General features: G+C 61.4%; 26 protein-coding genes and 1 pseudogene. 20 read left to right on the top strand and 7 right to left on the bottom strand.

Annotated elements, in window-relative coordinates; translation table 11 throughout:
• Nucleotides 1-89 precede the first annotated feature (89 nt).
• The 3 genes from HNP52_RS14625 (at nt 90) to HNP52_RS14615 (ending at nt 5,260) form a co-directional block, all read left to right on the top strand.
• On the top strand, nt 90-3,095 hold the full coding sequence (locus tag HNP52_RS14625; protein ID WP_311768477.1) for a TonB-dependent receptor: 3,006 nt from the start codon (nt 90-92) through the stop codon (nt 3,093-3,095).
• A gap of 66 nt (nt 3,096-3,161) precedes the next feature.
• A complete protein-coding gene (locus HNP52_RS14620) occupies nt 3,162-4,136 on the top strand; it encodes an alpha/beta hydrolase (protein WP_184168393.1) in 975 nt (324 codons plus the stop codon).
• Nucleotides 4,133-5,260 carry a pectinesterase family protein gene (locus HNP52_RS14615; protein ID WP_184168392.1) on the top strand — a complete coding sequence of 376 codons (1,128 nt, stop codon included), beginning with the start codon at nt 4,133-4,135 and terminating at the stop codon, nt 5,258-5,260. Before HNP52_RS14620 ends, HNP52_RS14615 begins: the two co-directional genes overlap by 4 nt.
• 1,227 nt (nt 5,261-6,487) lie before the next feature.
• Here HNP52_RS14615 and HNP52_RS14610 read toward each other — a convergent pair.
• Complete coding sequence (locus tag HNP52_RS14610) at nt 6,488-6,754, bottom strand: hypothetical protein (RefSeq protein ID WP_184168391.1); 267 nt, start codon at nt 6,752-6,754, stop codon at nt 6,488-6,490.
• Between the two features lie 232 nt (nt 6,755-6,986).
• Between HNP52_RS14610 and HNP52_RS14605 the strand changes: the two genes are divergently transcribed.
• Nucleotides 6,987-7,235: a hypothetical protein gene (locus HNP52_RS14605; RefSeq protein WP_184168390.1), complete on the top strand. Its 249-nt coding sequence runs from the start codon at nt 6,987-6,989 to the stop codon at nt 7,233-7,235.
• 60 nt (nt 7,236-7,295) lie between these two features.
• Here the strand turns inward: HNP52_RS14605 and HNP52_RS14600 are convergent, their stop codons facing one another.
• Nucleotides 7,296-8,423 (bottom strand): FAD-binding oxidoreductase, encoded by a 1,128-nt coding sequence (locus HNP52_RS14600; protein WP_184168389.1) that lies wholly within the window; start codon nt 8,421-8,423, stop codon nt 7,296-7,298.
• Between the two features lie 363 nt (nt 8,424-8,786).
• Here HNP52_RS14600 and HNP52_RS14595 point away from each other — a divergent pair, with 363 nt between their 5' ends.
• The 3 genes from HNP52_RS14595 to HNP52_RS14585 all read left to right on the top strand — a co-directional run bounded on the left by HNP52_RS14595 (nt 8,787) and on the right by HNP52_RS14585 (nt 9,623).
• Nucleotides 8,787-9,083 (top strand): plasmid stabilization protein, encoded by a 297-nt coding sequence (locus HNP52_RS14595; RefSeq protein ID WP_184168388.1) that lies wholly within the window; start codon nt 8,787-8,789, stop codon nt 9,081-9,083.
• Nucleotides 9,080-9,232: a hypothetical protein gene (locus tag HNP52_RS14590; protein WP_184168387.1), complete on the top strand. Its 153-nt coding sequence runs from the start codon at nt 9,080-9,082 to the stop codon at nt 9,230-9,232. The genes HNP52_RS14595 and HNP52_RS14590 overlap by 4 nt, the downstream gene beginning before the upstream one ends.
• A 124-nt stretch (nt 9,233-9,356) precedes the next feature.
• Nucleotides 9,357-9,623: a GlsB/YeaQ/YmgE family stress response membrane protein gene (locus HNP52_RS14585; RefSeq protein WP_184168386.1), complete on the top strand. Its 267-nt coding sequence runs from the start codon at nt 9,357-9,359 to the stop codon at nt 9,621-9,623.
• A gap of 116 nt (nt 9,624-9,739) precedes the next feature.
• Here the strand turns inward: HNP52_RS14585 and HNP52_RS14580 are convergent, their stop codons facing one another.
• Together HNP52_RS14580 and HNP52_RS14575 are read right to left on the bottom strand one after the other, a co-directional pair.
• The gene (locus HNP52_RS14580) at nt 9,740-10,249 is read right to left on the bottom strand and encodes a hemerythrin domain-containing protein (protein WP_184168385.1); all 510 of its coding nucleotides are present in this window, start codon (nt 10,247-10,249) and stop codon (nt 9,740-9,742) included.
• Between the two features lie 216 nt (nt 10,250-10,465).
• Entirely contained in the window at nt 10,466-10,660 is a 195-nt protein-coding gene (locus HNP52_RS14575; protein ID WP_184168384.1) for a hypothetical protein, read from the bottom strand.
• 140 nt (nt 10,661-10,800) lie between these two features.
• Here HNP52_RS14575 and HNP52_RS23360 point away from each other — a divergent pair, with 140 nt between their 5' ends.
• Together HNP52_RS23360 and HNP52_RS14565 are read left to right on the top strand one after the other, a co-directional pair.
• The gene (locus HNP52_RS23360) at nt 10,801-11,046 is read left to right on the top strand and encodes a DUF6894 family protein (protein WP_409372636.1); all 246 of its coding nucleotides are present in this window, start codon (nt 10,801-10,803) and stop codon (nt 11,044-11,046) included.
• A 307-nt stretch (nt 11,047-11,353) separates the two neighbouring features.
• Entirely contained in the window at nt 11,354-11,920 is a 567-nt protein-coding gene (locus tag HNP52_RS14565; RefSeq protein WP_184168382.1) for a hypothetical protein, read from the top strand.
• A 49-nt stretch (nt 11,921-11,969) separates the two neighbouring features.
• Here HNP52_RS14565 and HNP52_RS14560 read toward each other — a convergent pair whose 3' ends face one another.
• Together HNP52_RS14560 and HNP52_RS14555 are read right to left on the bottom strand one after the other, a co-directional pair.
• Nucleotides 11,970-12,167: a hypothetical protein gene (locus HNP52_RS14560; protein WP_184168381.1), complete on the bottom strand. Its 198-nt coding sequence runs from the start codon at nt 12,165-12,167 to the stop codon at nt 11,970-11,972.
• 53 nt (nt 12,168-12,220) lie between these two features.
• On the bottom strand, nt 12,221-12,631 hold the full coding sequence (locus tag HNP52_RS14555; protein WP_184168380.1) for a low affinity iron permease family protein: 411 nt from the start codon (nt 12,629-12,631) through the stop codon (nt 12,221-12,223).
• A gap of 874 nt (nt 12,632-13,505) precedes the next feature.
• On the opposite strand from HNP52_RS14555, the gene HNP52_RS14550 reads away from it, so the two are divergent.
• The 6 genes from HNP52_RS14550 to HNP52_RS14525 all read left to right on the top strand — a co-directional run bounded on the left by HNP52_RS14550 (nt 13,506) and on the right by HNP52_RS14525 (nt 18,631).
• The gene (locus HNP52_RS14550; RefSeq protein ID WP_184168379.1) at nt 13,506-14,156 is read left to right on the top strand and encodes a GAF domain-containing protein; all 651 of its coding nucleotides are present in this window, start codon (nt 13,506-13,508) and stop codon (nt 14,154-14,156) included.
• A gap of 423 nt (nt 14,157-14,579) precedes the next feature.
• On the top strand, nt 14,580-15,008 hold the full coding sequence (locus HNP52_RS14545; protein ID WP_184168378.1) for a glycosyltransferase: 429 nt from the start codon (nt 14,580-14,582) through the stop codon (nt 15,006-15,008).
• Between the two features lie 24 nt (nt 15,009-15,032).
• A protein-coding gene (locus tag HNP52_RS14540) for an IS3 family transposase (protein ID WP_409372635.1) occupies nt 15,033-16,159 on the top strand; the annotation gives its coding sequence in 2 pieces (ribosomal slippage) (nt 15,033-15,282 and nt 15,282-16,159; 1,128 coding nt in all).
• A gap of 244 nt (nt 16,160-16,403) precedes the next feature.
• Nucleotides 16,404-17,075, top strand: a complete 672-nt coding sequence (locus HNP52_RS14535; RefSeq protein WP_184168376.1) for a glycosyltransferase — start codon at nt 16,404-16,406, stop codon at nt 17,073-17,075.
• 419 nt (nt 17,076-17,494) lie between these two features.
• Complete coding sequence (locus HNP52_RS14530) at nt 17,495-18,202, top strand: hypothetical protein (protein WP_184168375.1); 708 nt, start codon at nt 17,495-17,497, stop codon at nt 18,200-18,202.
• 150 nt (nt 18,203-18,352) lie between these two features.
• Complete coding sequence (locus HNP52_RS14525) at nt 18,353-18,631, top strand: hypothetical protein (RefSeq protein ID WP_184168374.1); 279 nt, start codon at nt 18,353-18,355, stop codon at nt 18,629-18,631.
• 157 nt (nt 18,632-18,788) lie between these two features.
• Here the strand turns inward: HNP52_RS14525 and HNP52_RS14520 are convergent, their stop codons facing one another.
• Nucleotides 18,789-19,241, bottom strand: a complete 453-nt coding sequence (locus HNP52_RS14520) for a hypothetical protein (protein WP_184168373.1) — start codon at nt 19,239-19,241, stop codon at nt 18,789-18,791.
• Nucleotides 19,242-19,411: 170 nt separating this feature from the next.
• Here HNP52_RS14520 and HNP52_RS14515 point away from each other — a divergent pair, with 170 nt between their 5' ends.
• From HNP52_RS14515 to HNP52_RS14495, 5 genes and pseudogenes are all read left to right on the top strand, one after another.
• Entirely contained in the window at nt 19,412-19,831 is a 420-nt protein-coding gene (locus HNP52_RS14515; protein ID WP_184168372.1) for a hypothetical protein, read from the top strand.
• A gap of 291 nt (nt 19,832-20,122) precedes the next feature.
• A complete protein-coding gene (locus tag HNP52_RS14510) occupies nt 20,123-21,643 on the top strand; it encodes a PAS domain S-box protein (protein WP_184168371.1) in 1,521 nt (506 codons plus the stop codon).
• Nucleotides 21,636-22,250: a response regulator FixJ gene (gene fixJ, locus HNP52_RS14505; protein WP_184168370.1), complete on the top strand. Its 615-nt coding sequence runs from the start codon at nt 21,636-21,638 to the stop codon at nt 22,248-22,250. Before HNP52_RS14510 ends, fixJ begins: the two co-directional genes overlap by 8 nt.
• A 133-nt stretch (nt 22,251-22,383) precedes the next feature.
• Nucleotides 22,384-22,719, top strand: coding sequence for a response regulator (locus HNP52_RS14500; protein WP_260396161.1), 336 nt, complete (start codon nt 22,384-22,386; stop codon nt 22,717-22,719).
• A gap of 895 nt (nt 22,720-23,614) precedes the next feature.
• Nucleotides 23,615-23,872 (top strand): annotated as a pseudogene (locus HNP52_RS14495) (integrase); the annotation flags it as partial.

The raw sequence follows: 23,872 nt of genomic DNA, 5'->3' as shown, positions 1-23,872 counted from the left end.
TCTCAAATACAAGTGCGGGGAAAAATTACTCCGCCTAAAAAATATGGGGGAGGAAAATGAATATTTCCACTGTTCGTGGAGCCTTGCTCGTGTCTTCGGCAATCGTCTGCGCGGCAGTGTCGCCGGCGCAAGCCGAGGCACAGATCCGGCAATTCTCGATCGAAGCGCAGTCCGCCGATACTGCGATCAGCCAGCTTGGGCGCCAGGGCGGTATCCAGATCGTCGCGGCGCGTCGCGTGACCCGCGCGGTGCGGACCAATGCCGTGCGCGGCGAGATGCGTGCGGAGGAAGCGCTGACCCGGCTGCTCGCCGGCACCGGGCTGGCGGCGCGGCGCACGGGCCCGACTTCCTTTGCCATCATTTCGAGGACCCCGTCGCCGACGCCGCCGGGCGGCGGCGTGCCGACGAGCTCTGCCGCGGCAGCTCCGAACCAGACCGCTCTTGACCAGCGCGTGCCGGCGGCCGCAGCGGAGCCGCAGGACGGTGGACAAGAGGCATCCGCCGCGGAAGAAGCCATCGTCGTCACCGGCTTTCGCGGTAGCCTCGCCAAGGCACAGGACCTGAAGCGCAGGGCCATCAACGTCACCGAGAGTATTCTGGCCGAGGACATGGCCAAGATGCCCGATCTCAATCTCTCGGAGTCGATCCAGAGGCTGCCGGGCGTGGCGATCTCTCGCGAAGGTGGAGAAGGCCGCAACATTACGCTGCGCGGCTTCTCGCCGGACTTTACCCGGACCACCTTGAACGGCATGGAAGTGCCGGCCAGCAGCGACGGCCTCGATTCCGGCGGGTTCACCATCAATGCCGGCCGCGCATTCGACTTCCACGTCTTCGCCTCGGAGCTGTTCAACCGGATCGACGTCCAGAAGACCCAGCGTGCCTCGATCGAGGAAGGCGGCATCGCCGGCACGGTCGATCTCTATTCGGCCAAGCCGTTCGACTTCAAAGGCTTCCACATCGTGGGATCGGCCCAGGGCGGCTATAACCAGATGACGCGCAAGGTCGATCCGCGCGCGACGCTGATGATTTCCGACACATTCGCGAATGACACGATCGGAATCCTGCTGTCCGCCGCCTATTCCAAGCGCACCGTCTATCAGGAGGGCTTCGCCAGCGTCCGCTGGACCTCGCCCTTCGTCAATGGCGACAGCTGGGCCGATACCAACCCGACCGTTACCGGCACGCCGACCAACTGCGGTGCGGCCGATCGGCTCGACTGCCTCTGGGCACCGCGGCTGCCGCGCGCGGATTTTTTCGGCAACGACCAGAAGCGGCTTGGCCTGACCGGCTCGCTCCAGGTGAAGCCCGTCGACGGCATGAAGATCAGCTTCGACGTGCTCTATTCCCAGCTGGACAACGACCGGTACAATTACAATTCGATGGAGTGGCTGCTTACCCACGGCACGGCGGGCAACTTCGTCGGCCAGACGCCACTGTCCTTCACCATTGCGCCTGACGGCAAGCAGCTGGTCGCGGCGGCGTTCAATGACGTCACCTCCTGGTATGAGAGCCGGCACCAGACTTCGACCTCGAAGTTCCAGCAATATGTGCTTTCGGGCGACTATCAGCTCTCCGACGCGCTCAGGTTCGATGCCATGGCCGGCACGGCGCGCGACGCGGCCGACCGTAGCGAGCTGCGCTTCTACGCGCGCTCGGTCCCGCATTATTATGCCTATGACTATCGCGACAGCGTCGATGTGGCCAAGGTCAGCTATGGGAATTACGACCCGAACAACGTCGCCAATTTCATCGATGCGACGACCGCTGCGAACCGGCTGAACAATGTCGTGAAGGACAATTTCACGGCCAAGGCCAACCTCGTTTTTGAAAGGGGTGCGTTCACGGCGCAGCTTGGCGTCGCCCATAACCGCCGGCTGGTCCGCTACTCCGAAGCACAGGGCGACCTGCCCGGCTTCGCGCCGCAGAAGTATCTGACCAGCTTCCCGATCGCGCATTTCGGGGACGGCGTCGTCGATGGCGGCTTGCCGACCTTCGCGGTTATCGACTTCGACAAGATCGCGAGTTCGGGGCTGATCTCGTCGAACTATCCGGCGAACGTGGGCGCGGGCTGGGAAGTCACCGAGAAGACGACGGGCGGCTATGGCGAAGTCAGCGGCGAAATCCCGATTGGTGCGATGAAGCTGCGGCTTGACGGCGGCGTGCGCTACGTGCGGACCGATGTCGGCTCCAGCGCGGTGATCGGAACCTCGCCGGTCACGGTCGATCGCCGCTATGACAATTTCCTGCCGTCCTTCAACGCGGCGCTTAACATTACGCCGGATCTGGTCGCTCGCTTCGCCTATGCCCGCTCGATGACGCGGCCGGGCCTCGCGGCACTGAACATTGCCGCGCCGGTGTTCGAGTACACGACGCGCACGGTGAGCAATCTCGGCGACCCCAACCTCAAGCCGTATCTGTCGAACGATTTCGACCTGGGTCTGGAATGGTATTTCGGTAAGGGTGGCCTGATCGCGATCGGCGGGTTCAAGAAGAATATCGTCAGCTCGCTGACGACCTCCGTAGTCCAGCAGGCGGTGCCGACTGAGTTCTGGGCCGCGATCTATGCCGACCCGCGCTACAGCCCATCCTACAATGCCGACCCGAAAACCGCGCAGTACACCTTCTACAAGACGGTGAACACGCCCGGCGGCAACAGCGTTACCGGCTTGGAGGCGACGCTCAACCTACCGTTCACCTTCCTGCCGGGGCTGCTCTCGAACCTTGGTTTCGCCTCCAACTATACCCATGTCTCGGCGCGGGATTCGACCGGCCTTTCGCCCAATTCGTATAATTTCACCGGCTATTACGACACCGGCAAGATGGGCCTGCGCGTCTCGGTCAACAAGCGCGACGACTATCTGCTGAGCGAGCCGGGCGGCAACGGCCATGTCCAGGAGCGCAAATACGGCCCGACCCAGGTCGACCTCTCGGCCTATTACAATCTCACCAAGCGGCTGAGCCTCAACGTGCAGGGCATCAACATCACCAACGAGAAGGAACGGATCTACGGCACCGGTGACGGGTCGCAATATCTGGTCCGCGAATTCTCGAAGACAGGTGCGCAGTGGTTCGTGGGCGCGCGCTACCAGTTCTGACACCTTCGGGGCCGTCGGGCGCCTCCCGCCGACGGCCCTCTTTTTCGCTTCTTCGGGGTATTTTACATGCCGAACCTGAGCCTGTTGCCGCTGGCGCTCCTGGCCGCTGCCATGAATGCCGGCGGCGTTCCGTTGCGTGACGTCGATGACAGCTACACGATCGGCCAGCGCTTCGAGCAATATCGCGACAAATATCCTGGCATCGCTTGGGCTCCGGTGACCTGGCGGGAAGGGCAGTCCGTGCTGTTCGACCGGCCGTACAAGAACAGCGGCATGCGTGACCTGCATATCGACATCTTCAAGGCGGCTCCCGGATCGCCCGCGAGGCATCAAGGCATCGTCCTGGTTCATGGCGGTGGCTGGAGTGCCGGCAACAAGAACCATTTTTACGCGCTGGCCAATTTGCTGGCCCAGCGCGGCTACACCGTGTTCCTGCCCGAGTTCCGGCTGTCGCCCGAGGCACCCTATCCGGCGGGCATGATCGACATTGGCGACGCGCTTGTCTGGGCACGAGAGCACGCCGCCGAGCTAGAACTCAGTCCCGACAGGATTGCGATCGGTGGTGCGTCTTCGGGCGGGCAGATGGCATCGCTGCTCGCCTATGCCGGCCCCTCCGGCTTGTTCGGCGAAGGCCGGGACCGGCGCGCAAACGCGCTCATCGACCTGGACGGCGTTCTCGACTTCACGCTTCCGGAAACCCTCAAATATGAGGATGCCGCCAAGGAGGCGTCCCCGGCGGCACGGTGGCTCGGCGGATCCTATGGGTCGGCAGCATCGCGCTGGCGCGAGGCGAGCGCGGCCAACCATGTCGGCCCGGATGCGGTTCCGACCCTCATCCTCGGCAGCGGCATTCCCCGGTTCACCCAGGGCAAGGACGAGGTGTTCTCCGCGCTGGACCGATACCATGTCGCGCACCGCGAGTTTCGCTTCGAGAACGCGCCGCACGATTTCTGGTTGTTCGAGCCCTGGCTTCCGCGGGCAGCTGCCGAGATCGACAGCTTCTTCACCCAGGTCGTCGCGAAGAAGGAGAAGGCGAAATGATCCGGAGGGGCTTTCTCGGACTGGTGGCGGCGGCGATCTTTCTTCCTGCTTTTGCCCCGGTGCCGGTGCCGGTGCCGGTGCCGGTGCCGCGCGAGCTGACTGTCAGGCCGGTCTGCGGCAAGGCGGCGCGATCCTGCTATCCCTCGATCGCGGCGGCCCTGGAGGTTGCGACGGCCGATCGTTCGGGACGCTGGGTGACGATCCGGATCGCGGCCGGCGACTATCGCGAGAAGCCCGTTGTGACGCGCGACCGGGTTCGGCTGATCGGCAGCGGACAGGGCAGGACGCGGCTGCATTTCGATGCCGTAGCGCAGACCTCCAAGGCCTATCACCGTGCTGGGTGGGGGACGCCTGGATCGGCGACGCTCACCATCGACGCGAAGGACGTGACCGTTACCGGCATTACAGTCGAGAACCGCTATGATTATCTCGCCAATGATCGTATTCCGGACGGCGATCCCAGCAAGATCGGCAATCCCCAGGCCGTGGCGCTGCTGCTCGACACCCATAGCGATCGCGTGCTGCTCGATCGGGTCGATCTGCTTGGCTATCAGGACACCCTGTTCGCCAATGGTGGGCGCGGACTGATCCGGAACAGCCTGATCGCGGGCAATATCGATTTCATCTTCGGCAATGGGCAATTGCTGATCGAGGACAGCGAAATCCGCTCACGCCGGCGCAGCGCACCCTATCAGCCGGGCGAATTCCAGTCCTTCATCGCCGCGCCCTCGACCCAGCTCTCGCAGGAGCATGGCATCATATTCTACCGCTCGCGCCTGACACGCGAGGCGGGCGTGCCGGACGGTGCGGTGGCGCTGGCGCGTCCCTGGCACCCGACGACGACCTTTGCCGACGGACGCTACGCGGATCCCCGGGCGGTGGGGCAGGTCTCTTTCATCGATTGCTTCATGGGCCCTCATATTCATCCCGATCATTGGACAGAGATGAAAGGCACTGCGCGCGACGGCACGATGCGCGACGTATTCCGCCCGCAGGATTCGCGATTTCTGGAAGTCGGGTCACGTGGCCCCGGGTCCCGGAAGCGGGATATCGGTCTGACCTGGAATGGCGAGGTTGATATTCACAGGATCAGGGCAGGGTTTTTCCGCGGGTGGCGCTTCTAAATCTAAGCTGGCAATCGCATGGTGGATTTCTGCACACGGCCTTTGAAAAGCTGTGGGAGATCGCCCCCATGCCGCCGCTCCGCGTCGTCTGCGTGGATGATCCCGAACTACCATGCTTTGTAGCGATTTTATCTCGGAACCGGGATGGCCGTATGATCGCAGAGTCCGAGCTGAAGCCATCGGTACGCACGCATGTGCAGGCCGCCAACGAAAGTCGTCCTTGGCAGCTATTGAGCACACCGAGCTGAAAGCTTACTGGCGTCAATCGGCCCAGAAGCAGCAAGCGGGCGCGTCAATCGGCAACGCCCGATCTTGGCGCGCTAGCAGCCAGGCAGCTTGCTACGACCGATGCGGCGGGTGGCTGCGGGTTTTCACCACAAGAGTTCGGCAAGACGAATGTGGCAGTCCGCCAGCTCGAGATGGCGTTCCCTCAGGGCAGCCTCAGTAGCACGGTAAGCTAGCTGGCGCTCACGATCCGCCCGCTGGAGGTGATATTCTCCATCCTCGAACACCCGCGCCTTGCGTAGCGCCTCATAGGCTTGGGCACTTGGTCAATATGGAATGCTCACAGCAAAGTCATATAACCATAGTGTTTACATTACATCGCTACCATCGAGGTATAGCGATTAGAATCGGCGAAATCGGATTTGGCGATTGTCGCGTCTACTCAGGGGAATGATGGACTGCAGCACGAAGGGACGACACTCGCACAACAATAGCGTGATTGTTTTCCCATGTTACTAAGCGAGCAAGTCTGGGATCGCTAGCGGGGTGGTCGATCTGACTAATCTCCAGCCAGTCGATGCCATCGACGCGAACTCGAACAATGAGTTGTTCGTTCAAGTGTTCTGCTGCGGATGCCAACACTTCCAGGCTCAACAGCCGCCTCCGAGGTCTCATGACACCAGCATCGCCGCCGCCGATACCGGAGCGACAAAGAGGGAGGATGTCGCCCCGGTGCCGATTCCCAGCGGCCGCGTAGCCTAGTCACCCAAAAGGTATGAAAACCAGTACTTTGTTGCACGGTTTATAGGCTTAGCGCCCGAGAATGAGCCAATGTGGCTCGGACGACATCGTGGCTTCTCCTAGCCTTGGACAACCCGTTGGCGTGCAAAGAGTTCTTCCGTGCTAGGCAAAAGCCGCGCTTTTCGCGCGCCCTGCCTCACGCCCGCCCGTCGGCCCGCCCGTCCGAATGTATGGGGACGAACTCGGCTTGCCGCCAGCCCGTCATATCAGCGGGCCATCTGTTGGATCCGAGCCTGACGCATCCGAGGCCAGGACCCCCGAAGCCGGCGGTCGACCGCGTCGCTTGGTGGGCTCTCCGCGCGCCTCGCTCGCGACCTGGCGAAGTTGCCTGCGAATGGTCGGACCATCGAGATGCGAGGCGACGTTGGTATAGCCTTCGGCGTTAAGCTTGCGCTCGATATGGTCGATCCGCGCATATTCGCCCGTGGCCGCCAGTTCCAATGCACGCTCGATGATACTCTTCTGCATCCCGGTCTTTTGCCGCGCCGCCCATGCAGTCGCTTCAACCTAGTTTATTGCATCCGGCGAAAAGCCGGGACGACTCATCTGGCCGCCCCGAGCGTCTCGAGGCCGCTCGTCGAATGGCGCGGCGCTATCGGCTTGGCGGCGCGCGCGTTGCCGCACAGGTACCGAAGCTGGTGAATTCGGAGATGCGACGAAAATTGCGATGAAGCGCCGAGCTTCCGAAAAATCCGCCCGGTTGAACCTGATAGCGCACACACCCGATGCGCATGAGGACAGGATGATGACCGACCAGAACCAGAATGGGCAGGACCGCCAGCCGGGCCAGCAGATGCAGCAGGGCCAGCAGAGACTGGAGCGCCAGCAGAACCAGCAAAATCAACGGGGCGCTGACGATCCCAACCGCATCCGCAGCGAGGAAGAGCAGGACGCCGAGGCAGGCCTCGACAACCAGCTCGGCGATCGCGGTACCCAAGACGAGCAGTAGGAGGAAGGCGGTTACCCGCCGACCTGATAGGGGCGCGACCGCAAGTCCGCGCCCTTTTCCTTATCCTACCGATCTGCGATCAAAGCGATAGGGATCGAATAGCCGGGCATCCTCGTCGGGGTTGCCGGTGATCGTCGCATCCAGCAGCTCGGCGGCGAGCGCCGCGAAGGTGATTCCGTTCCCGCCATAGCCATAGGCCAGCCAGACACGTTCGCTATTGGCCGCCTTGCCGATCGCCGGCAGCCCGTCCGGCGAGGTGCAGAAGCGCGCGGTCCAGGCGCGGTCGGCAGAGAGGCTGTCCAGACCGAGCAACCGCGCACCCTTGGCTTCGAGCAAGCCGCGCTTGATCGCCAGCAGCCGGTCACGGGCCTCCGCTTCCACGATCTGCTCGTCCTCGCCGCCGATGATGATCCGGTCGTCGGCGCTGCCGCGGGCATAGAGATAGGGATCGCCGGCTTGCCAGAGCATCGCCTTCTCGCGCCAGCTGGGCGCTGTCCCCGGTGCGGTGGCGATCGCGTAGCTTGACTGGATCTTGAAGGCGGATGGCAGATACCAGCCTGCCGGCTCATAGCCGGTCGCCAGGATGACGCGTTCGGCTTGGATACAGACATCGCCGTCGCATCGGACCGCGATACCGTCGCTGCGCTCGTCCAGTCCGATGACGTCGCAGTTGATGGCCAGACGGGCGCCGTTATCGATCGCGGCACCGAGCATTCCGAGCGTCAGCGCTACCGGATCGACGCCGAAGCATCCTTCCGAGACAATCGCCGGGGTCGGCGGCAGGGCGAAGCGTCCGGCGACCGTTCCCGGATCGAGCAGTGCCGAAGGCAAGCCCGCCGCGACGCGGGCGTCTGTCTCGGCGGCCAAGCCGTCGGCGTCCAACAAATTGCCCGGCAGGTAGAGTTCCGGACGCTTTTGCCATCGACAGTCAAGCCCGAGCATCTCGATGCGCTCGGCGAGCCCGCCGAGCGCGCGGTGGACCCGCCGCCACGCGCGCGCCGCGGTCTCGGCGCCCACTTGTCTGGCGAACAGACTGAGCGGCAGATCCGCTGCCCAGAGCACGAGTGCCGTCGAGGCAGCGGTCGCGCCTCGCGCCGGCGCACGCCGATCCAACAGCACGACATCGTGTCCCTCGGCGCTCAGCTTCTGCGCGAGCATCGCGCCCATCACACCCGCGCCAACGATCACGATCTCGGTTTGGGTGGGCGGCGGTGAGGCTGGGAGGACGTCGCTGGCGGGATCTTCCCAACAGGGTCTACCGGTCCGCAAATCGGCGTGCGGGGTTAATTGCAACATATCGATCTCTCTGCGGGAAGGCGGGGCGAAAGCGGGGAGTGGTAGGGTTCACGGGGGAAGTAACGCGAGACATGGCCTCGCGGGCGCAAGCGATCGATCGCGCTGGGTGCTCCGCCCCGGCAAGCAACCGGCGCCGTCTGCCTATTGGTAGCGCGAAGTGTCGTGATGGACGGCGCGCGCCCCTCGCCCAAGCACAGGAAACCAAGCTAAATCAGCGCGTTCTGATCTTGTCGAAATCCTATCGGGAGAGATGCCATGCCCCAAGGCGACAAAGGCAAATATACCGACAAGCAGAAGCGCAAGGCTGCGCATATCGAGGAAGGTTATGAGGACCGCGGCGTCGGCAAGGACGAGGCCGAGCGTCGTGCCTGGGCGACCGTGAACAAGGAGTCCGGCGGTGGCAAGAAGTCCGGTTCGGGCCGCGGCAAGCCGGAGAACCACGCAAGCGCGCGCAAGGGCGGACGAAAAGGCGGAGCGAGTCAAAGTGCCGCAGATCGCTCGGCTGCAGCCAAGGAAGGTTGGGAGACGCGGCGCCGACGCGGATCGGCATGACCGAGGCAGACCGCGTATATTTCGCCGAGCGAGAGGAAAAGGAGCGCGCGATGGCCGAACATGCGCGAGACCCGGCGATTGCCCTTGCCCATCGGCGATTGGCCGAAGCCTATGCACGGCGTCTGCGTGAGGCGCAGGCGTCCGTCTAAGCGCTAGGAAGCCTGGTCTCACTCGAAACCGCGAGACTCGCCGGTCTCTCTAGCGTTGCAGGGGCGGAACAAAGCCGAACTCCGCGAATTGCTCCCCAGGGTTTGTCATACAGGGAGCAATGAAATGGGTTGGATCATCGCACTGATCGTGGGCGGCATCGCGGGCTGGCTCGCCAGCATGGTGATGGGCCGCAACGCCTCGATGGGCATCGTCCTCAACATCGTCGTCGGCTGTATCGGCTCCGTCATCGGCAATTGGCTGTCCGGGCCGCTCTTCGGTATCCGCGGCAGCGTACAGGAATTCTCGCTGACGGGCCTCATCATAGCCTTTGTCGGCGCGGTGGTGCTGCTCGGCATCTTCAACCTGGTCCAGCGCAACCGCGTCCATTGATTCAGGAGAGACCGCCAGAACGGTCTGGCGGTCTCTCGAAGGATGGTTCGCTCTGGCCGACAAGCCCGCGGTCGTCGAAAGACAGGCGGACCCGCCAGCACCGCCATATCGCCCTATCAGGCAGTGACCAGCTTGACCGCGCGCGGCTCCGCCAGCGGCAGGCCTCCGCTCTCCTCCTGCGCCATCAGCTCTTCCTTGCGGGCTAGCATGGCGTCGCGCAACGCGACCAGGTCGACATCCTCGACCTTGCGGCACTGGGCGAACATGCCCTCGGACGGCATCTCCTCCTCGTGCACATGATGGGTGATCTCCTCCGAGAGCACTTTCACCTTGGCATCGTAGAAATCGTCCTCTGGGCTGCCGGCCTCGATATCGTTGATCAGAACCTTGGCGCCGTCATGCTCGACATAGGCTTCGTCGAGCGTGTCATCCTCGATCTTGCCCCGATAGGCGGGGTAGAAGATCTCTTCTTCGATGGCCGTATGGATCTTCAGTTCGACGCAGATCTGGTGCGCTAGTTTCTTCTTCGCCGCGGTGCCGCTCGTGCCTTCATATTGCTCGAACAGCTTTTCGACCTTGCGATGATCGGCTTTGAGCAGCGCGATCGCGTCCGTGAATTCCGCCATGTCCGACTCCCGTTGGTGAATCGCTCCGATTGGAGGATCTCGGGGATCAATCGCGGTGAATTAGGCGCGGTTCCGCTTGCGAATCGATCGCGAAAAGAGGTGGCGTGCCGGGTTTTCAGGAGCTCACGAACCAGATGTGAAAATCACGCGGCTCTAGGATTGCCGCGTGACTTCCGGCGCTGGCATGGGGCCGGTCGCTGCGTCCATTGCTCGATGTCAGAAGCGACCGCGTAGGACATTGGCTGCCATTATCGCGGCGATGCCAGCAAAGGCGGCGCTGGTCCAAGGCCGCTCCTTGGCGAAGCCCTTCACCTTTTCGGTGATCGGAGCGTCCCCGCTGAAATGCTTGCGGAGCGCATCGGTGAGCGCGGTCTTGCCGTTCGATTCAGCAGTAGCGGGTGCGGTGGCCATGAGTTTCTCCTTTTGCCGCGCGGTATGGCGACTTCGTCAGGAGAACGCGTGAAATCAGTCTTGGTTCTTCGATCCGATGAAAGGCGACCTGTTTGGGGTGGGAGGCAACCAATGGAAAATCAGCGCATTATCTCGTCCAAATGCCGCAATTCTTCTTTCGCCTGCGAACGCCCGACCACACCGATCATCTGGCCCAGGCGCATGAACATCCCGATCTGCGGGCAGCGCTCATCGCCGCCAATTTTGCGGCACGCCGCGTCGTGCGGCGAGAAAGGCGTGCGGCACATTCGCGCATCGCCGGCAGCCTGGATGTCGAGAATGAGCGGCAGGAGCCGGTCGCTCGGATCATGCTTGCGGATCTTGCGCGGCAATTGTTCCCAGGCTGAGGACATGCCTGTTGGGCTGGTTGGCTGATCTATATTAATCATCTGGATTAGAAAGATAAATTTGGCGGATTGGAAACTCCGGGCGACGCGGATGGTTAAGCGGACGTACCGTAGGGTACACGCATAACAGATGATTGGGCCGGCCCCCCCCCCAACCGATCGGCCCGCCTCCCTCAGGACAGGACGCGTGGACTGCGCGTCCTGTTCTCATTTGGGGAGCTGGGATCGGACGCGGGCCTGAACAAGGCAGGTGATGCGGTGCTCGTGGCCGCGGGAGCTGATCGCAGGCAGCGAGCGTTCAGCGGGCATGCCGCGCAAGCTCAAGCTATTCCGTACAGCGATCGGCTTTCATGACGCCTATGTTGCCGCGCCCAGCAAGAAGGCAGCGCTCGAAGCCTGGGGCGCGGATGTGGATCTGTTTGCGCGCGGAGCGGCCGATCTGGTGAGCGAACCTTCACTTTGTGAAGAGGCGCTTGCGCATCCGGGAAAAGTCATCAAGCGGCTACGCGGCAGCGAAGACGAACATTTTGCTGCACTTGAGGCGGCGGACGTCGGCGGCGCGCGAGCCGGCAAACCGCGCAGGGCGAAGGCGTCGCTCGCGAAAGCCGAACAGCCTGTGCCGAAGGCGAAGCCTAAGGTACCGCGGCCGCCTAGGCCGGACCCGACCGCACTCGACAAGGCCGAGGAAGCATTGAAGGGCGCGGAGCAGACTGCCGGCACGGTCGCGCGGACCTTCCGCGAACGCGAGCAGGCGCTTGCGAGAGAGCGGCGCGCGGCAGAGCGGGACGCTGAACGAGAAGTTGGTGAGGCGCGGGCGATGCGCGACGCGGAGAAGGCTAGCTATGACCGGGCGATGGCGCGCTGGCGCAGCTGAGGCGGCGCCGACCCTGGGCTAGGGCGCGGTATTGGGACCGGCGCCCCGATCAGCGATTGTCGGGGCCCGCGACATTGGCGCTGTTGCCGACGGGTTCGCCTTCCTTCAGCTGCTTGTAGTGGCCGAGGTTCATGCCGACGAATATGATCACTGCGATCGCCAGGATGATGATCGGGACGAGGATGAGCCCGTTTCGTTTGTGCGGGGTCAGTTCGGCACATTCCTGCAGTTGCGGATTGCTGTCCATTTCCTCTTTACCCGTGGAAGCAGGTCCGGTTCCGCTTTGGGGCAGCCCCCGTGTCAATAGCGCGCCAGCAGGCGCTCCACCGTAGGGCGGGTGGTGGTTTCCTTGCCGTGGCCCTCGGCAATGTCCTGCTCAAGCGCATCGCGGATCTTGCAGATCTGAGCGTCGGTCAGATGCTCGATGCCGACAAATTCGCCACGTGCTTTTTCAACGGCCCGCAGCAGTTCGTCGAGCTTTGCCTGCATCGCCGCGCCATCTCGGTTCTGGCTGTTCTGGATGAGGAAGACGGCCAGAAAGGTGAGCACCGTGGTAGCCGTGTTCACGATCAGCTGCCACGTGTCGGAATAGTGGAGTAACGGGCCGCTGGCCGCCCAAAGCGCCACGAACAGCACCGAGATGACGAAGGCCAGCGGATTGCCCATCCAGCTCGCCGAGCGCGAGGCCACCTTAGTGAAGAACTCGTCCATCTCTACTCTCCCTGGCTTCCTGTCGTCAGCCTAACGAGCAAATTTCGAGGAGTTTCCAGGGCCGTGGTAAGAGGATCGGCCGAACGATGGGAACATCCCGAGCGGTGTGGGAAGCAGGCATTGCGCCGACGCGTTCTCACACATCCAAGTGGCGGAACTTTGGGGGCGGCTACCCGCTGCGCGCGGCTCTATCGGCGCCTTGGCCGACCGAACTCCAGCTGTGCTGGATTTCGGTCCCGGCGGGTAATGATCCGCTGCCGGGCAGGGGAGGGCGGGGGACGTAGAGGTTGGCGGAAGGCGGCTTTGCGTCCCAAATCTCGGCCATTCAGCGTGCTCGTGATCCAGCTCAGAAGCAGAAGTTGTTCAATGCATCGGGCGAACGGCCGCAAACGCCCCAATAGCAGGCGCTTATGTTTGTGACTGGCAGTCGCGAGGGTTGCCTCCTCCGAGCCTACTACTCTCGAGGTACGGGGCTGACCTGCCAACTTCGCGCATCGCGCGCGCGGCCTCGTCAGCTCGAAGAAGATATAGGGTCCCGAGCCAAGCGTGATGGCGTGCTTCGGCTCGACCGCTCATTTCTTTCGCGGCCTGAAAATGACGATCCGCCGAGGCTCTATAATAATCTACCGCATCCATCTTTAGGCATGCTCCAGCGCACCATTTCATTCCACCGTTGTGTCCAAGCAACGACCCAGCTTAGATGAGCCGATGCGAGCTAGTCTCATGCACACGCCATGTTTTCCAAATCGGTAATATAGCCCCCGTTATATTACTGAATTGCTCAGGAATGCTTTGTTAGCGTGACATCGTCCGGCCCCTGAGTTAGGCGAAATATTGATTCTAGGGGCGTCGGGATCGATTAAGGAAGTTCGAATTGATCGAGCAGGCTCGCGAATGTAACCAGCCGGAGCTCGCAGAGCTGCGCCGTCAGGCGCGCGTGCTGACGAGCGGCGTGTTTGGCATGAGCGGCGACGCCGAGCTCTCCCAAATCGTTGAGCGGGTCGCCGCAGAGACAGGTTTCCCCTTTTCCGCGGTGTCTATTGTCGATCGCTCCACGCTGTGGCTCGCAGTCGCCTACGGCTTCGATCCTAGGGAGTTCGCCAGGCCGGACAGCTTCTGCGACGCTGCGATCGGCGTTCGTAATTACGCGCCTTTGTGTGTCCCGGATGCTTGGCATGAGCCACGCTTCAAGTTCGCTCCCGCGGTGCTTGAGATGAACGTGCGTGCGTATTTCGCCGCACCTCTCGTAACCAGCGATGGCTTTGCGCTTGGTACGTTATGCCTTCTCGACCAGAAACCCCGGACCGTGGACGCGAACGGCCTTGGACTGCTGAAGTCCCTCGCCAGCCAAGCGACAGAGGTGATCGAGCGCGAAGCAAATGCGCTCGCGTACGCAAAATATGCGATCGCTGAGCTCTGCACTCGCATCCGTTTCGCAGTTGCGGACGAGAACGACGCTGAGGTGGCCGTGCTCGATGAGGAACTTCGTCGGATGGAGGGGAAGTTTGGGACTCACTGGAGATAGAGGCTCCGGGGCTGGTCGCGTGTAGCGCGCAAGATGCGCCGTTCGAACGTCTGCTTTGTCGAGATAGCGCCGGCAACGGTCCGGGCGGCAATCCACTCAAAAGCCGGCCGCTCAGGCACCCGCGAGCCGAATTTAAAGCCCTCCGACTGCTGGCGCCCTGCTGGAAAACTGCCGCCTCCTGACCGGCCCTCACAAATGCGGAATGTCGCTTAACCACCCAGTTGCGGTCGCCAAGGAGCAGACAGGCGGCCAACGCCCCAGAAGTGGACGTTCAAGCGCCGCCAAGTCGAATTTAAAGCCGTCCTACGGCTCACGCCCCAGTCGCGGCCGTTGACTGTCCCGGGCCCTGGGGGCCGCGAAGCGGTCGTAAACTGACAATGCACTTTGTCTCACGGGTGCAAAGATGTTCGAGTAGCTTCAGCTATGGCACGGATCATTCTTGTTACCATCGGGTCCCTGGGTGACCTGCACCCTTTCATCGCTATCGGTCAGGGGCTGACTGCACGGGGCGAGCAAGTGTTGATGGCTGTTCCGGAAGATGGCGTAGAGAAAGTAAGAGCGGCAGGGCTCGAGGCCGTTTCCATTCTCCCGAGCTATGCTTCAATTTGCGACCGGCTTGGCATGGGAGAGGAGCATCTCGCTGCGCGCATCCTCGCCGACAGCAGCTTCGTGATCGATAAGATCCTGATGCCTTCCCTGCGCTCGAGCACCGCTGCCCTGGATAGGCTGGCAGCCGGCGCGGACGTTATTGCCAGCTCGATCTTTGCTTTCGCCGGCGAAATCGTCGCTGAGAAGCGCGGCCTGCCTCTGGCGAGTGACGTGCTCCCCAGAAACTCCGCCAGTTTGAGCTAGAGTCCTTCATTGAGGAGGACGGAGATGAAGCGCAGCAGGTTTAGCGAGGAGCAGATCATAGCGATCCTGCGGGAGCAGGAAGCTGGGTCATCGACAGCGGATGTGTGTCGCAAGCACGGCGTGAGCAGCGCGACGTTCTACAAATGGAAGGCGACCTATGGCGGCATGGACGTGTCGCAGGCGCGCAAGCTGAAGGTGCTGGAGGACGAGAACGCGCGGTTGAAGCGACTGCTGGCCGACGCGATGCTCGACAATGCGGTGCTGAAGGAGGTTGCCTCAAAAAACTGGTGAGGCCTGCCGCTCGCCGAAGGGCTGTCGAGGATGTTCGACAGACCTTCGGCATCAGCGAGCGTCGGGCGTGCGCCATTCTCAGCGTGGATCGATCGTCGATGCGCTATGCGCATCGGCGTGGTGATGATGGCGACCTGCGGTCGCGTCTTCGCGAGATCGCGCTCGAGCGTCGCCGGTTCGGTTACCGACGGCTGGGGATCATGCTGGCGCGCGAGGGGTTGGTCATGAACCACAAGAAGCTGCTGCGGCTGTACCGCGAGGAGAACCTGCGCGTGCGTCGGCGTCGTGGGCGGAAGCGAGCGATGGGCACGCGGGCACCGATGACGCTGCCGCAAGGGCCGAACCAGCGGTGGAGCCTGGACTTTGTGAGCGACACGTTGGTGTGCAGCCGGCGCATCCGCATCCTTGCCGTCGTCGATGACTTCACGCGCGAGAATCTGGCGCTGGTGGTCGATACGTTGCTGTCGGGCGCTCGTGTCGCCCGTGAGCTCGATGCGATCATCGCGGTGCGCGGCAAGCCGCTGATGATCGTCAGCGACAACGGGACCGAACTGACGAGCCTGGCGATCCTGCGCTGGGCGCAGGACCGGCGGATCGAGTGGCATTACATCGCGCCGGGCAAGCCGCAGCAGAACGGCTACGTCGAGAGCTTTAATGGTCGCTTGCGCGACGAATGCCTGAACGAGACGCTGTTCGCGTCGTTGAGCCACGCCCGCTCGGTGCTGAGCGGCTGGCGCCACGACTACAACCATGTGCGACCGCATAGCGGGATAGGCGGGCTGACGCCCGCCGATGCTGCCAGGCGGGTTGTGCAACCCCGCCCACAAGGGCACGATGATAACCCCGGACTCCAGTTATGACTGGAGGAGTTTTGGGGAGCACGTCACGAGGATAGTTCTTCAGCCTATGACGCTTTTCTCCGCTTGGGAGCCGCCCTCGGCTCCAAGGTTCGAGCTGATGCGGCATCATCCACGAACCAGCTTGGGGCGGAGCTGGAATCGTATCTTCTTCTCGCTGGTCCGGGTGATGCTTCGCCGTAGATATGGCCGGGATATCGACGCCGTCCGCGCGGAGCACGGACTTGCCCCCACAAAGCGCGCACCAATGCTCGATCTCGGTTCCGCGACGGCGGCAACGCTCTGCTGCTGGTCTTCCGTCCTTGGCAGGCTGCCAACTGACGCGCCACGCGATGCAGCGCTCATCGGCTTCCCTTTCTTCGACAGCGAAAGCGGTGGCCAAGACGTGCTTGCACCCGAGCTGGCGTCGTTTCTCGGCGCCGGCGATCCCCCTCTGGTGTTCACTCTAGGTTCGTTTGCGGTTTCCTCGCCGGGCCGCTTCTACGAAGAAGCCGCCGCAGTGAGCCGGATGTTGGGCAGACGCGCGGTCCTGCTGACGGGACAATCGGGCGCCCCGCGCTTGGAAGGTGACACCCTGTTCATGGGGTACGCACCACACTCCGCAGTCTTTCCGCAGGCGGCGATCATAGTCCACCATGGTGGCATCGGCACGACGGGCCAGGCGCTTCGTGCCGGTCGCCCTCAGGTCATCGTTCCTCATTTCGGAGATCAATTCGATAACGCGGTGCGCGTGGAATCGGCCGGCGTGGGCGTAATGGTCAAGCGGGAGCGGTTCGAAAGAATACGCCTGAGGGACACTCTTTCTGACGTGCTATCCGATACGAAAATGGCGGACGCAGCGATATTGGCTGCCGAGAAGATCGCTAGCGAAGACGGCACAGCTGACGCATCGCGTCGCATTTCCGCTCTATCCGCCTGAAAGCCGCCTTTCCGCTTTCCACCCACTACTGGTCGTTCGGCGGCTCCACCCCATTTTACAGCTTCCTGTCGCTGGGATATGTAGAGCGAAGGGGGCAGATGCTTCAGGGCAGTATGTTGAAGAACGTTCTATCGCGGAAGTTTGGGGGTGAATTCTGGTTCGCCGGCCTGATGATCCTCATTTCCCTATTCTTCGCTTACTTGGGGCTTTCGACCGGCAACGGACGTGCTCTGGTCGGCTCGCTTCTGGTGGCCGCCATCTACTTATGGCGAATGTATGATCGCATTCAAAAAATGCGTCTTGCTAGACTAATCGCCGAGAACCCGGAGGTAAGCCGAATCTATCATTCCGTGGAGAGGTAGGTACGACTGCCAACCACCCCACTTCCGGACCTTAGTCAGCTAGACTAGGATGAGGTGATGGGTACGCGCTATACCATGTTGCGAGAGGCAGTTGCCAACCTAGCCGCATCGGCGGAGGCGCAAGTTTCATATCTTGATAGCAGCTTCTCAGGCCTAACAGGAGGCAAGAGCGCTGAGGCTTACGGCAACTTTGAGCTCGCGATGGAGTTTGACGATAGCTTTGTAGCTGTCGGTCACATGCTTGAGTTCGGCGAGGTCAGTCAGGATGAGATTGATGCCCTCCAAACTCTTGATGAGCTGTTGAGCTGTTGGAGTGGCCCGTCAAACGAGGACTTCTGGGTGCGGGAAGCCTTATTCGAAGACCCGCGCTGGCAGGCGATCCGTTCAAGAGCTGCCGAGGTGCTAGCGCTCCTGCCCGATGAGGCGCGAGAAAGCGATTACACTCGCAGCCTGACTGTCGGCAAACCCGCCACTAACGGACCTTTCCGCTACCGCTATGTTCCGACTATGCGAGCCTTTCTCATAGTAATTGCTGCCTTGGCGTTCGCCTTCGACGTTATGACGGTGAGCACGCTGATCGATCCACCGGTTATATTTGCGATTGAGATGGCGTGCGTCGTCGGTTGGGCAATGGTCATTTGGCGAGTTCGGCCTCTCGCTGCGGTACCGTGGATCGGTTTGGCAACCGGACCCTTCGTTCTCTACGGTCCACTCCGGTGGCTGCTGTTTAACTGGTGCCTGCTGGTCGGTCAGTGCGTGGCCTGACGACCGCTTTTCCACCCATTTCCGGATGTTCAGCGGAGACACGGCGGATCCAAAAGCTGCCAAGGCGCAAAGCCCCATTTTCGATTGTTCAAGCGCCTTGCCGGACAACCCTAAAACGGTCAAACCTCTCTGATCTTAGAGGGGAGTGAAATGAAGGCGGCGTTCTGGCGGTTCGCGCATTCGCGCTACCATAGCAGGCCGATATCGCGCCTGACTGACTTCGCCGCACTAACATGGGCATTCTTTTTCATTTTCGTCTACAGCGCTGCCTTACTGGCGGGATGGCGACCCAGCGTGCCCGAGACGATGATTGGACTCGTTCTGATCGGCGCACCGCTGATGTTTGGCATCGTCCACCGCCGTATCCGACTTGAGGCAGCAAAGGGACCAGACGCTCTCTATCGTAAGAGGGTCGCAGCAAGTCGCTAGTGCAAGGTATCGCGCCGCAAAGCGGCTTGTCCGCTAACCACCCATAGTCAGTCGTTTGGAGGTGAGGCCGCCGCTCCAAAAAAGGTCGGACTGCAAACGCCCCGATCTCCGCCCTTCGTCTGGCGCCGGTCCGACGACAAAAGCGGACACTCGGATGCTAGTCCGGCGACTGAATTGAGGCCCGTGCGAATGTCCATTGCTCACCGGTAACGCGGTTGTTCACGCGGATCGGCAGAGCCAGACCATGATCGATCTCGGGGAATAGATCGCTAGCAACGCGTAGGCCGCCCTCGGTAAAGACGGCAAGGTAACTGTGGTCCTCGCCTACATATCCGGTGTGCTCAGTTCCGTCTGGCAAGGTCGCCGTGACAGCATAAAGCTTGCCCCGCATCCAATAGGATCGTGCAGCTTCTACCGGAAGGGGAAAGTAGTGATCGTCTGCCCAGCCCACTTCGTCGAGCGCGGCACGAACTTCCGCCTCCGGGACTCCCCAGCGAACTATGTCATCCACGTCGTCGGGTTCATAGTACCCGGCCCAAAGCGGCCTCTCATTGAAATCGCGGCTGCTCAGCGCGTCCTCTGGCTTGAGGTGAAAGTTCGCCGATGCCATCCAGTTTCCGTAGCGCGGGGAACGACCGCTTTCCAGCCTCACTCTATCGGAAGCAGTCCGTCGCCTTCCCACCCATAGTCGGCCGTTCGGCGGTGAGACGGTCGATCCGAAAGCGGACAGGCAGCAAACGCCCCAATTGCAGACGTTCGAGAAGGGGCTAAGCTGTTGTAATGGATTTCAGCTACGCCGAACAGCTCCTCGCTATCTACATTGAAAACGCTCGGCGTGTCCTGGTCGCCCATTTCGGTGTCGATCGAGCCGAGCGTTCATTTTTCGATGTGGTCGAGCTACTCCGTGAAGAACCGAAATTGTCCTCGCTCTTCCTTCAGGCGGTGCGGGACAGCTTCATCAAGCATGACCCACGAAGCCTTGATGAAGGTGTGCTGCCCCGAGAGCTTGTCGAGGTGGCTACACACGAGCTTCGCTGGCCTGAGTTCGGAGAGATCGCGCGAGAGCGGATCGAGCTGAAATTCGGAGGCGATCAAAGGCTCGCAGCGTCAGACCCAGCGATGGCCGTCCTAGCGGCTTACGACCCTGCATGGGAGGATCGAGAATTCTACCGCAAGTATCGGGAGCAAGGCGCTGCCTGACCTTCGTGATGTCTGCTTGCCACCCATCGTCGGCCGTTCATCGTTGAAACGGCCGATCCGAAAGCGGTCGGGCGGCAAACGCCGCAAATGCGGACATTACGGATAAAGGGCTCAAGTTCGAAGGATTAGCTCATTTCGGACTGGTGGATTTTGATAGCCTAACAGGCAAAGCTGACATCTGTTCGGCTGCCTCTGTGCGAGGAAAGCTTCTCAAGCCGGTTACGTATTATGCCTAGCTCCCCCACCTTGACATGAGCTATAAGGTGGAAGTTGATATGCTTGGGGGCGAGCATGATAGGCGCCGAATCTTCTTATGGGATAGCAGAAGATCTGGCTCTATTTGTCAGAGGGGCTACTGATCGGGCGGTATTCATCACTGATGCCGGCGGTCGCATTACGACTTGGCTACAAGGCGCCGAGACGTTGTTGGGCTGGTCTGTTTTAGAAGCGATTGGGCAGCCGGTCTCCTTCTTCTACTCTGCGAATGACGTAATCGCCGGCCAACCGGCACTGGATTTGGCGACAGCCGCCGAGGCAGGACCACAGCGAATCGAGGCATGGCGCGTTCGCAAAGACGGCTCCGAATTCGCAGCTGAATCGACCATCATTGCTCTACGCAATTCCGACCGAAGCTTGCGTGGTTTCGGTGTGAGCGTTGTCGATATCACGCCGCGCAGGGCCGCGGAGCAGGCTCTGGCGCATAGCGAACTGCATGTTCGTTCGATCCTGGCCACCGTTCCAAGCGCGATGGTCGTAATCGACGAACAGGGGATAATGCTATCGTTCAGCTCTGCGGCAGAGCGTTTGTTCGGCTGGTCCGAGCAGGATGTGATCGGCCGAAACGTCAAGATGCTGATGCCAAACCCCGATCACGATCGGCATGATCAATATCTCGCGCGATATCGAGCGACCGGCGAGAGGCGGATCATCGGGATCGGGCGCATTATCGTGGCGCAGCGGCGGGATGGAACGCAGTTTCCAATGGAGCTTTCGGTTGGGGAGGCGAGCAGCGCTGGGCGCCGTATTTTCACTGGCTTCATTCGCGACCTTACCGAGCAGCAGCGCGCTGAGTTCAAGCTGCAGGAGCTTCAGTCCGAGTTGATCCATGTCGCCCGGGTGAGCGCGATGGGTACGATGGCCTCGACTCTGGCGCACGAGCTAAACCAACCGCTCACCGCGATCGCGAACTATGTTTTCGCGGCGAAGGACTTGCTGGAACGTGATGGTCCTCAGCCGCTCGACATGCTTAGCGAAGCAGTGGGCGAAGCTGCCAAGGAGGCGTTGCGGGCGGGCCAGATCGTCCGCAGGTTGCGTGATTTCGTCGCGCGCGGCGAAGTGGAGCAGCGCGTCGAGGATTTGCCCAAAATGATCGACGAGGCTGCGCGACTTGCGCTCATGGGCGCGAACGAACGCGGTATTCGGACCAAGTTCGAGATCGATCCGACCATTCACCGCGTGATCGCAGACCGCGTGCAGATCCAACAGGTGATCGTCAATTTGCTGCGGAACGCTGTGGAAGCGATCGGCACTCGGGAAGTCCGTGAGATCGTCGTGCGCGCCGCACGTGATGCGCAGGGCATGGTGCGTGTCTCGGTTGCGGACACGGGTTGTGGAATCGATCCGGCTGTTCGTGAACAATTGTTTGAGGCTTTTGCCAGCACCAAAGAGCAGGGTATGGGACTAGGCCTGTCGATCTGCCGCACGATCGTGGAAGCGCATGGCGGGAGAATCTGGGCGGAGCCAGCCAGCGGGGGCGGCACCATCTTCCAATTCACCATCTCCTCGGTCGATGAGGCAGATATCAATGAGTGACGAGCGCCTCATCCACATCGTGGACGACGAGGAGTCGGTTCGCAAATCCGCGAGCTTCCTGCTTCGCACATCAGGATTTGACACACGTACCTACGCGTCCGGCGGCGCCCTATTGCGCGAGGCCGCGCATGCCCCGCTGGGCTGCATCCTGCTCGACATTCGAATGCCGGACATGGATGGTCTCGAGGTGCAGCGCGAACTCAATGCGCGTGGCATTCCAATGCCGGTAATCGTCCTCACCGGCCATGGCGATATCTCGGTTGCCGTGCAGGCAATGAAGGCAGGCGCTGTCGACTTCATTGAGAAGCCTTTCGAGAAAGACCATTTGCTGGAAGCTATAGCTTCGGCGTTTGCCCGGCTGGAATCTGTCGGCGATAGCGGAGCTGAAAAGCGGGAAGCCCAAAGTCGCCTGGAAGCACTCTCGCCGCGCGAGCAGGACGTTCTCGCCGGCCTCGTCCGGGGGCATCCGAACAAGACCATTGCCTATGATCTTGGCATATCGGCGCGCACGATCGAGGTACATCGAGCAAACCTGATGGACAAACTAAAGGCGCGCTCGCTCTCCGAAGCTCTGCGGATTGCCTTCGCTGCAGGGTTGGCCGACTAGGGAACATTACGTAGCACCCAGTGGGTATGTTCACTTAACGACCCGCGGGCGGGGCAGTGGCATTATAACAATGCCTATGTTCCCAGAAAGCTCCAAGATGCCGTCTAGAGTTCCCGCACGTAACCTTAGGGTCTTGCTGGTCGAAGACGATGATAGCGTCCGGCGATCCCTGCAGCTCCTGCTCGAATGGAACGGTTTCGAAGTGCGCGCGCACACGCGAGCGGCATCGGTGATCGAGTTGGAGGAGCTCAACGGGCTCAATCTACTGGTGACCGACTTTCTCCTGCCGGACACAGATGGAATTGCGTTACTCGAGCATTTGCGCGATCGAGCCTGGGCTGGCCGGGCGGTGCTGATAACGGGGAGGCCCGTCCAACCGCTGCTGGCGCGAGCGAGGACCGCGGGGTTTACGGCCGTGCTCGAAAAGCCAATCGCACGACATACGCTTATCGGCGCGCTGACGAAATAGCGGCGACGATCTCCGGCAGTTCGGTATCCTCTCCCACGGGCGAATACAGCTTCAAAGATACTATGTCGGCCGACGAGTGACGGTATTGGGGCGTCAGGCTGGCGGGATTCGGGTGGATTTGAATGCCCGCCTTCATCGGATCGCTTGCCGATAGCGGTCCGGAAGGAATCCACCCCAATCTACGGCATTCGCAGGTCATCATCGGCGTGGCCGCCCTGAATGGCTAGAAGTGGGTGGGACCGCTTCGGTGAAGCATTTGTCATTAGCGGAGGTTGCGGCAGCAGCTTAAGTGCGCACTCTGGTCACTCCGTGGAGGCGGTTGATATGAGATACGCATTTTGTGCTTTGGCTCTCCTCGCACTCGGATCAACTTCTGCCGCCGGCCAAGATCAATTCGGTGAGAGTTGCAGCGGAACGGAAACCATTCAGGTCGGCGCGAACGCGCCGAAGGTCGTTCCCTACGCCCTAAAATTCAGTGCGGATCTGGCGGCGGGATACTATTGTTACGCGGAGTGCAAGCCCCAGCAAACATATGCGATCAAAGACCAAATGTCTGATCCGATAAGGCTCGCAGACGTGCGTGGAGGCAATCAGAGTCGGTTATTAACCTTCGATCGTAGAACAGCGGCCCTTACCGACCATCAAACCATTCGACTTCTCGGGATCACCACGCGGGATGCGAGGGCCACTTGTCGATCGGCTGCATTCCGCAAGCCAGCGCCGCTGCCCGGCGAGTGAGAGCTGAAATAGCACCCCGAACGAGTGACTGCTTTGGGGCATCGCTGCTATTGGATTGAGTGGCAGTGACTGGGGCGAAAGCCGCCGCATCGTGGTGCGAGGCCAATTTCGGTCAACGCGTTCACTCAACAGCCAATTACGGCCGTGGAGACGAACCATGGGACATTCACATCATGATCCTGCCGCGCAGTGCCGGCCTGCTTGGAACGCCGGCAAGACTGTCGGCGCCAAGCGACCGCTGACACAGAAGCAGATCTGGGCCGTTCGCTTCTTCCTGGATCGCGAAGGCCGCGTTCGTGACAGGGCGCTGTTTGACCTGACGCTCGACAGCAAGCTGCGCGGCTGCGACCTGGTAAAAATCAAGATTGGCGATCTCGTATCTGGAACCGACATCAGGACCAGAGCGATCGTCATC

It is taken from the genome of Sphingomonas kyeonggiensis (genome assembly GCF_014204495.1).
Taxonomy (GTDB): Bacteria; Pseudomonadota; Alphaproteobacteria; order Sphingomonadales; family Sphingomonadaceae; genus Sphingomonas; species Sphingomonas kyeonggiensis_A.
The sequence above is the reverse complement of the archived record's forward strand: the minus strand, read 5'-3'. Positions and strand labels throughout refer to the sequence as shown.

Coding starts and splice junctions, on each gene's coding strand:
- HNP52_RS14620 (WP_184168393.1), top strand. CDS start 3,162: ATGCCGAACCTGAGCCTGTTGCCGCTGGCGCTCCTGGCCGCTGCCATG.
- HNP52_RS14615 (WP_184168392.1), top strand. CDS start 4,133: ATGATCCGGAGGGGCTTTCTCGGACTGGTGGCGGCGGCGATCTTTCTT.
- HNP52_RS14610 (WP_184168391.1), bottom strand. CDS start 6,754: ATGCAGAAGAGTATCATCGAGCGTGCATTGGAACTGGCGGCCACGGGC.
- HNP52_RS14595 (WP_184168388.1), top strand. CDS start 8,787: ATGCCCCAAGGCGACAAAGGCAAATATACCGACAAGCAGAAGCGCAAG.
- HNP52_RS14590 (WP_184168387.1), top strand. CDS start 9,080: ATGACCGAGGCAGACCGCGTATATTTCGCCGAGCGAGAGGAAAAGGAG.
- HNP52_RS14585 (WP_184168386.1), top strand. CDS start 9,357: ATGGGTTGGATCATCGCACTGATCGTGGGCGGCATCGCGGGCTGGCTC.
- HNP52_RS14580 (WP_184168385.1), bottom strand. CDS start 10,249: ATGGCGGAATTCACGGACGCGATCGCGCTGCTCAAAGCCGATCATCGC.
- HNP52_RS14575 (WP_184168384.1), bottom strand. CDS start 10,660: ATGGCCACCGCACCCGCTACTGCTGAATCGAACGGCAAGACCGCGCTC.
- HNP52_RS23360 (WP_409372636.1), top strand. CDS start 10,801: ATGCCGCAATTCTTCTTTCGCCTGCGAACGCCCGACCACACCGATCAT.
- HNP52_RS14565 (WP_184168382.1), top strand. CDS start 11,354: ATGCCGCGCAAGCTCAAGCTATTCCGTACAGCGATCGGCTTTCATGAC.
- HNP52_RS14560 (WP_184168381.1), bottom strand. CDS start 12,167: ATGGACAGCAATCCGCAACTGCAGGAATGTGCCGAACTGACCCCGCAC.
- HNP52_RS14555 (WP_184168380.1), bottom strand. CDS start 12,631: ATGGACGAGTTCTTCACTAAGGTGGCCTCGCGCTCGGCGAGCTGGATG.
- HNP52_RS14545 (WP_184168378.1), top strand. CDS start 14,580: ATGGCACGGATCATTCTTGTTACCATCGGGTCCCTGGGTGACCTGCAC.
- HNP52_RS14535 (WP_184168376.1), top strand. CDS start 16,404: ATGCTCGATCTCGGTTCCGCGACGGCGGCAACGCTCTGCTGCTGGTCT.
- HNP52_RS14530 (WP_184168375.1), top strand. CDS start 17,495: ATGGGTACGCGCTATACCATGTTGCGAGAGGCAGTTGCCAACCTAGCC.
- HNP52_RS14525 (WP_184168374.1), top strand. CDS start 18,353: ATGAAGGCGGCGTTCTGGCGGTTCGCGCATTCGCGCTACCATAGCAGG.
- HNP52_RS14520 (WP_184168373.1), bottom strand. CDS start 19,241: ATGGCATCGGCGAACTTTCACCTCAAGCCAGAGGACGCGCTGAGCAGC.
- HNP52_RS14515 (WP_184168372.1), top strand. CDS start 19,412: ATGGATTTCAGCTACGCCGAACAGCTCCTCGCTATCTACATTGAAAAC.
- HNP52_RS14510 (WP_184168371.1), top strand. CDS start 20,123: ATGATAGGCGCCGAATCTTCTTATGGGATAGCAGAAGATCTGGCTCTA.
- fixJ (WP_184168370.1), top strand. CDS start 21,636: ATGAGTGACGAGCGCCTCATCCACATCGTGGACGACGAGGAGTCGGTT.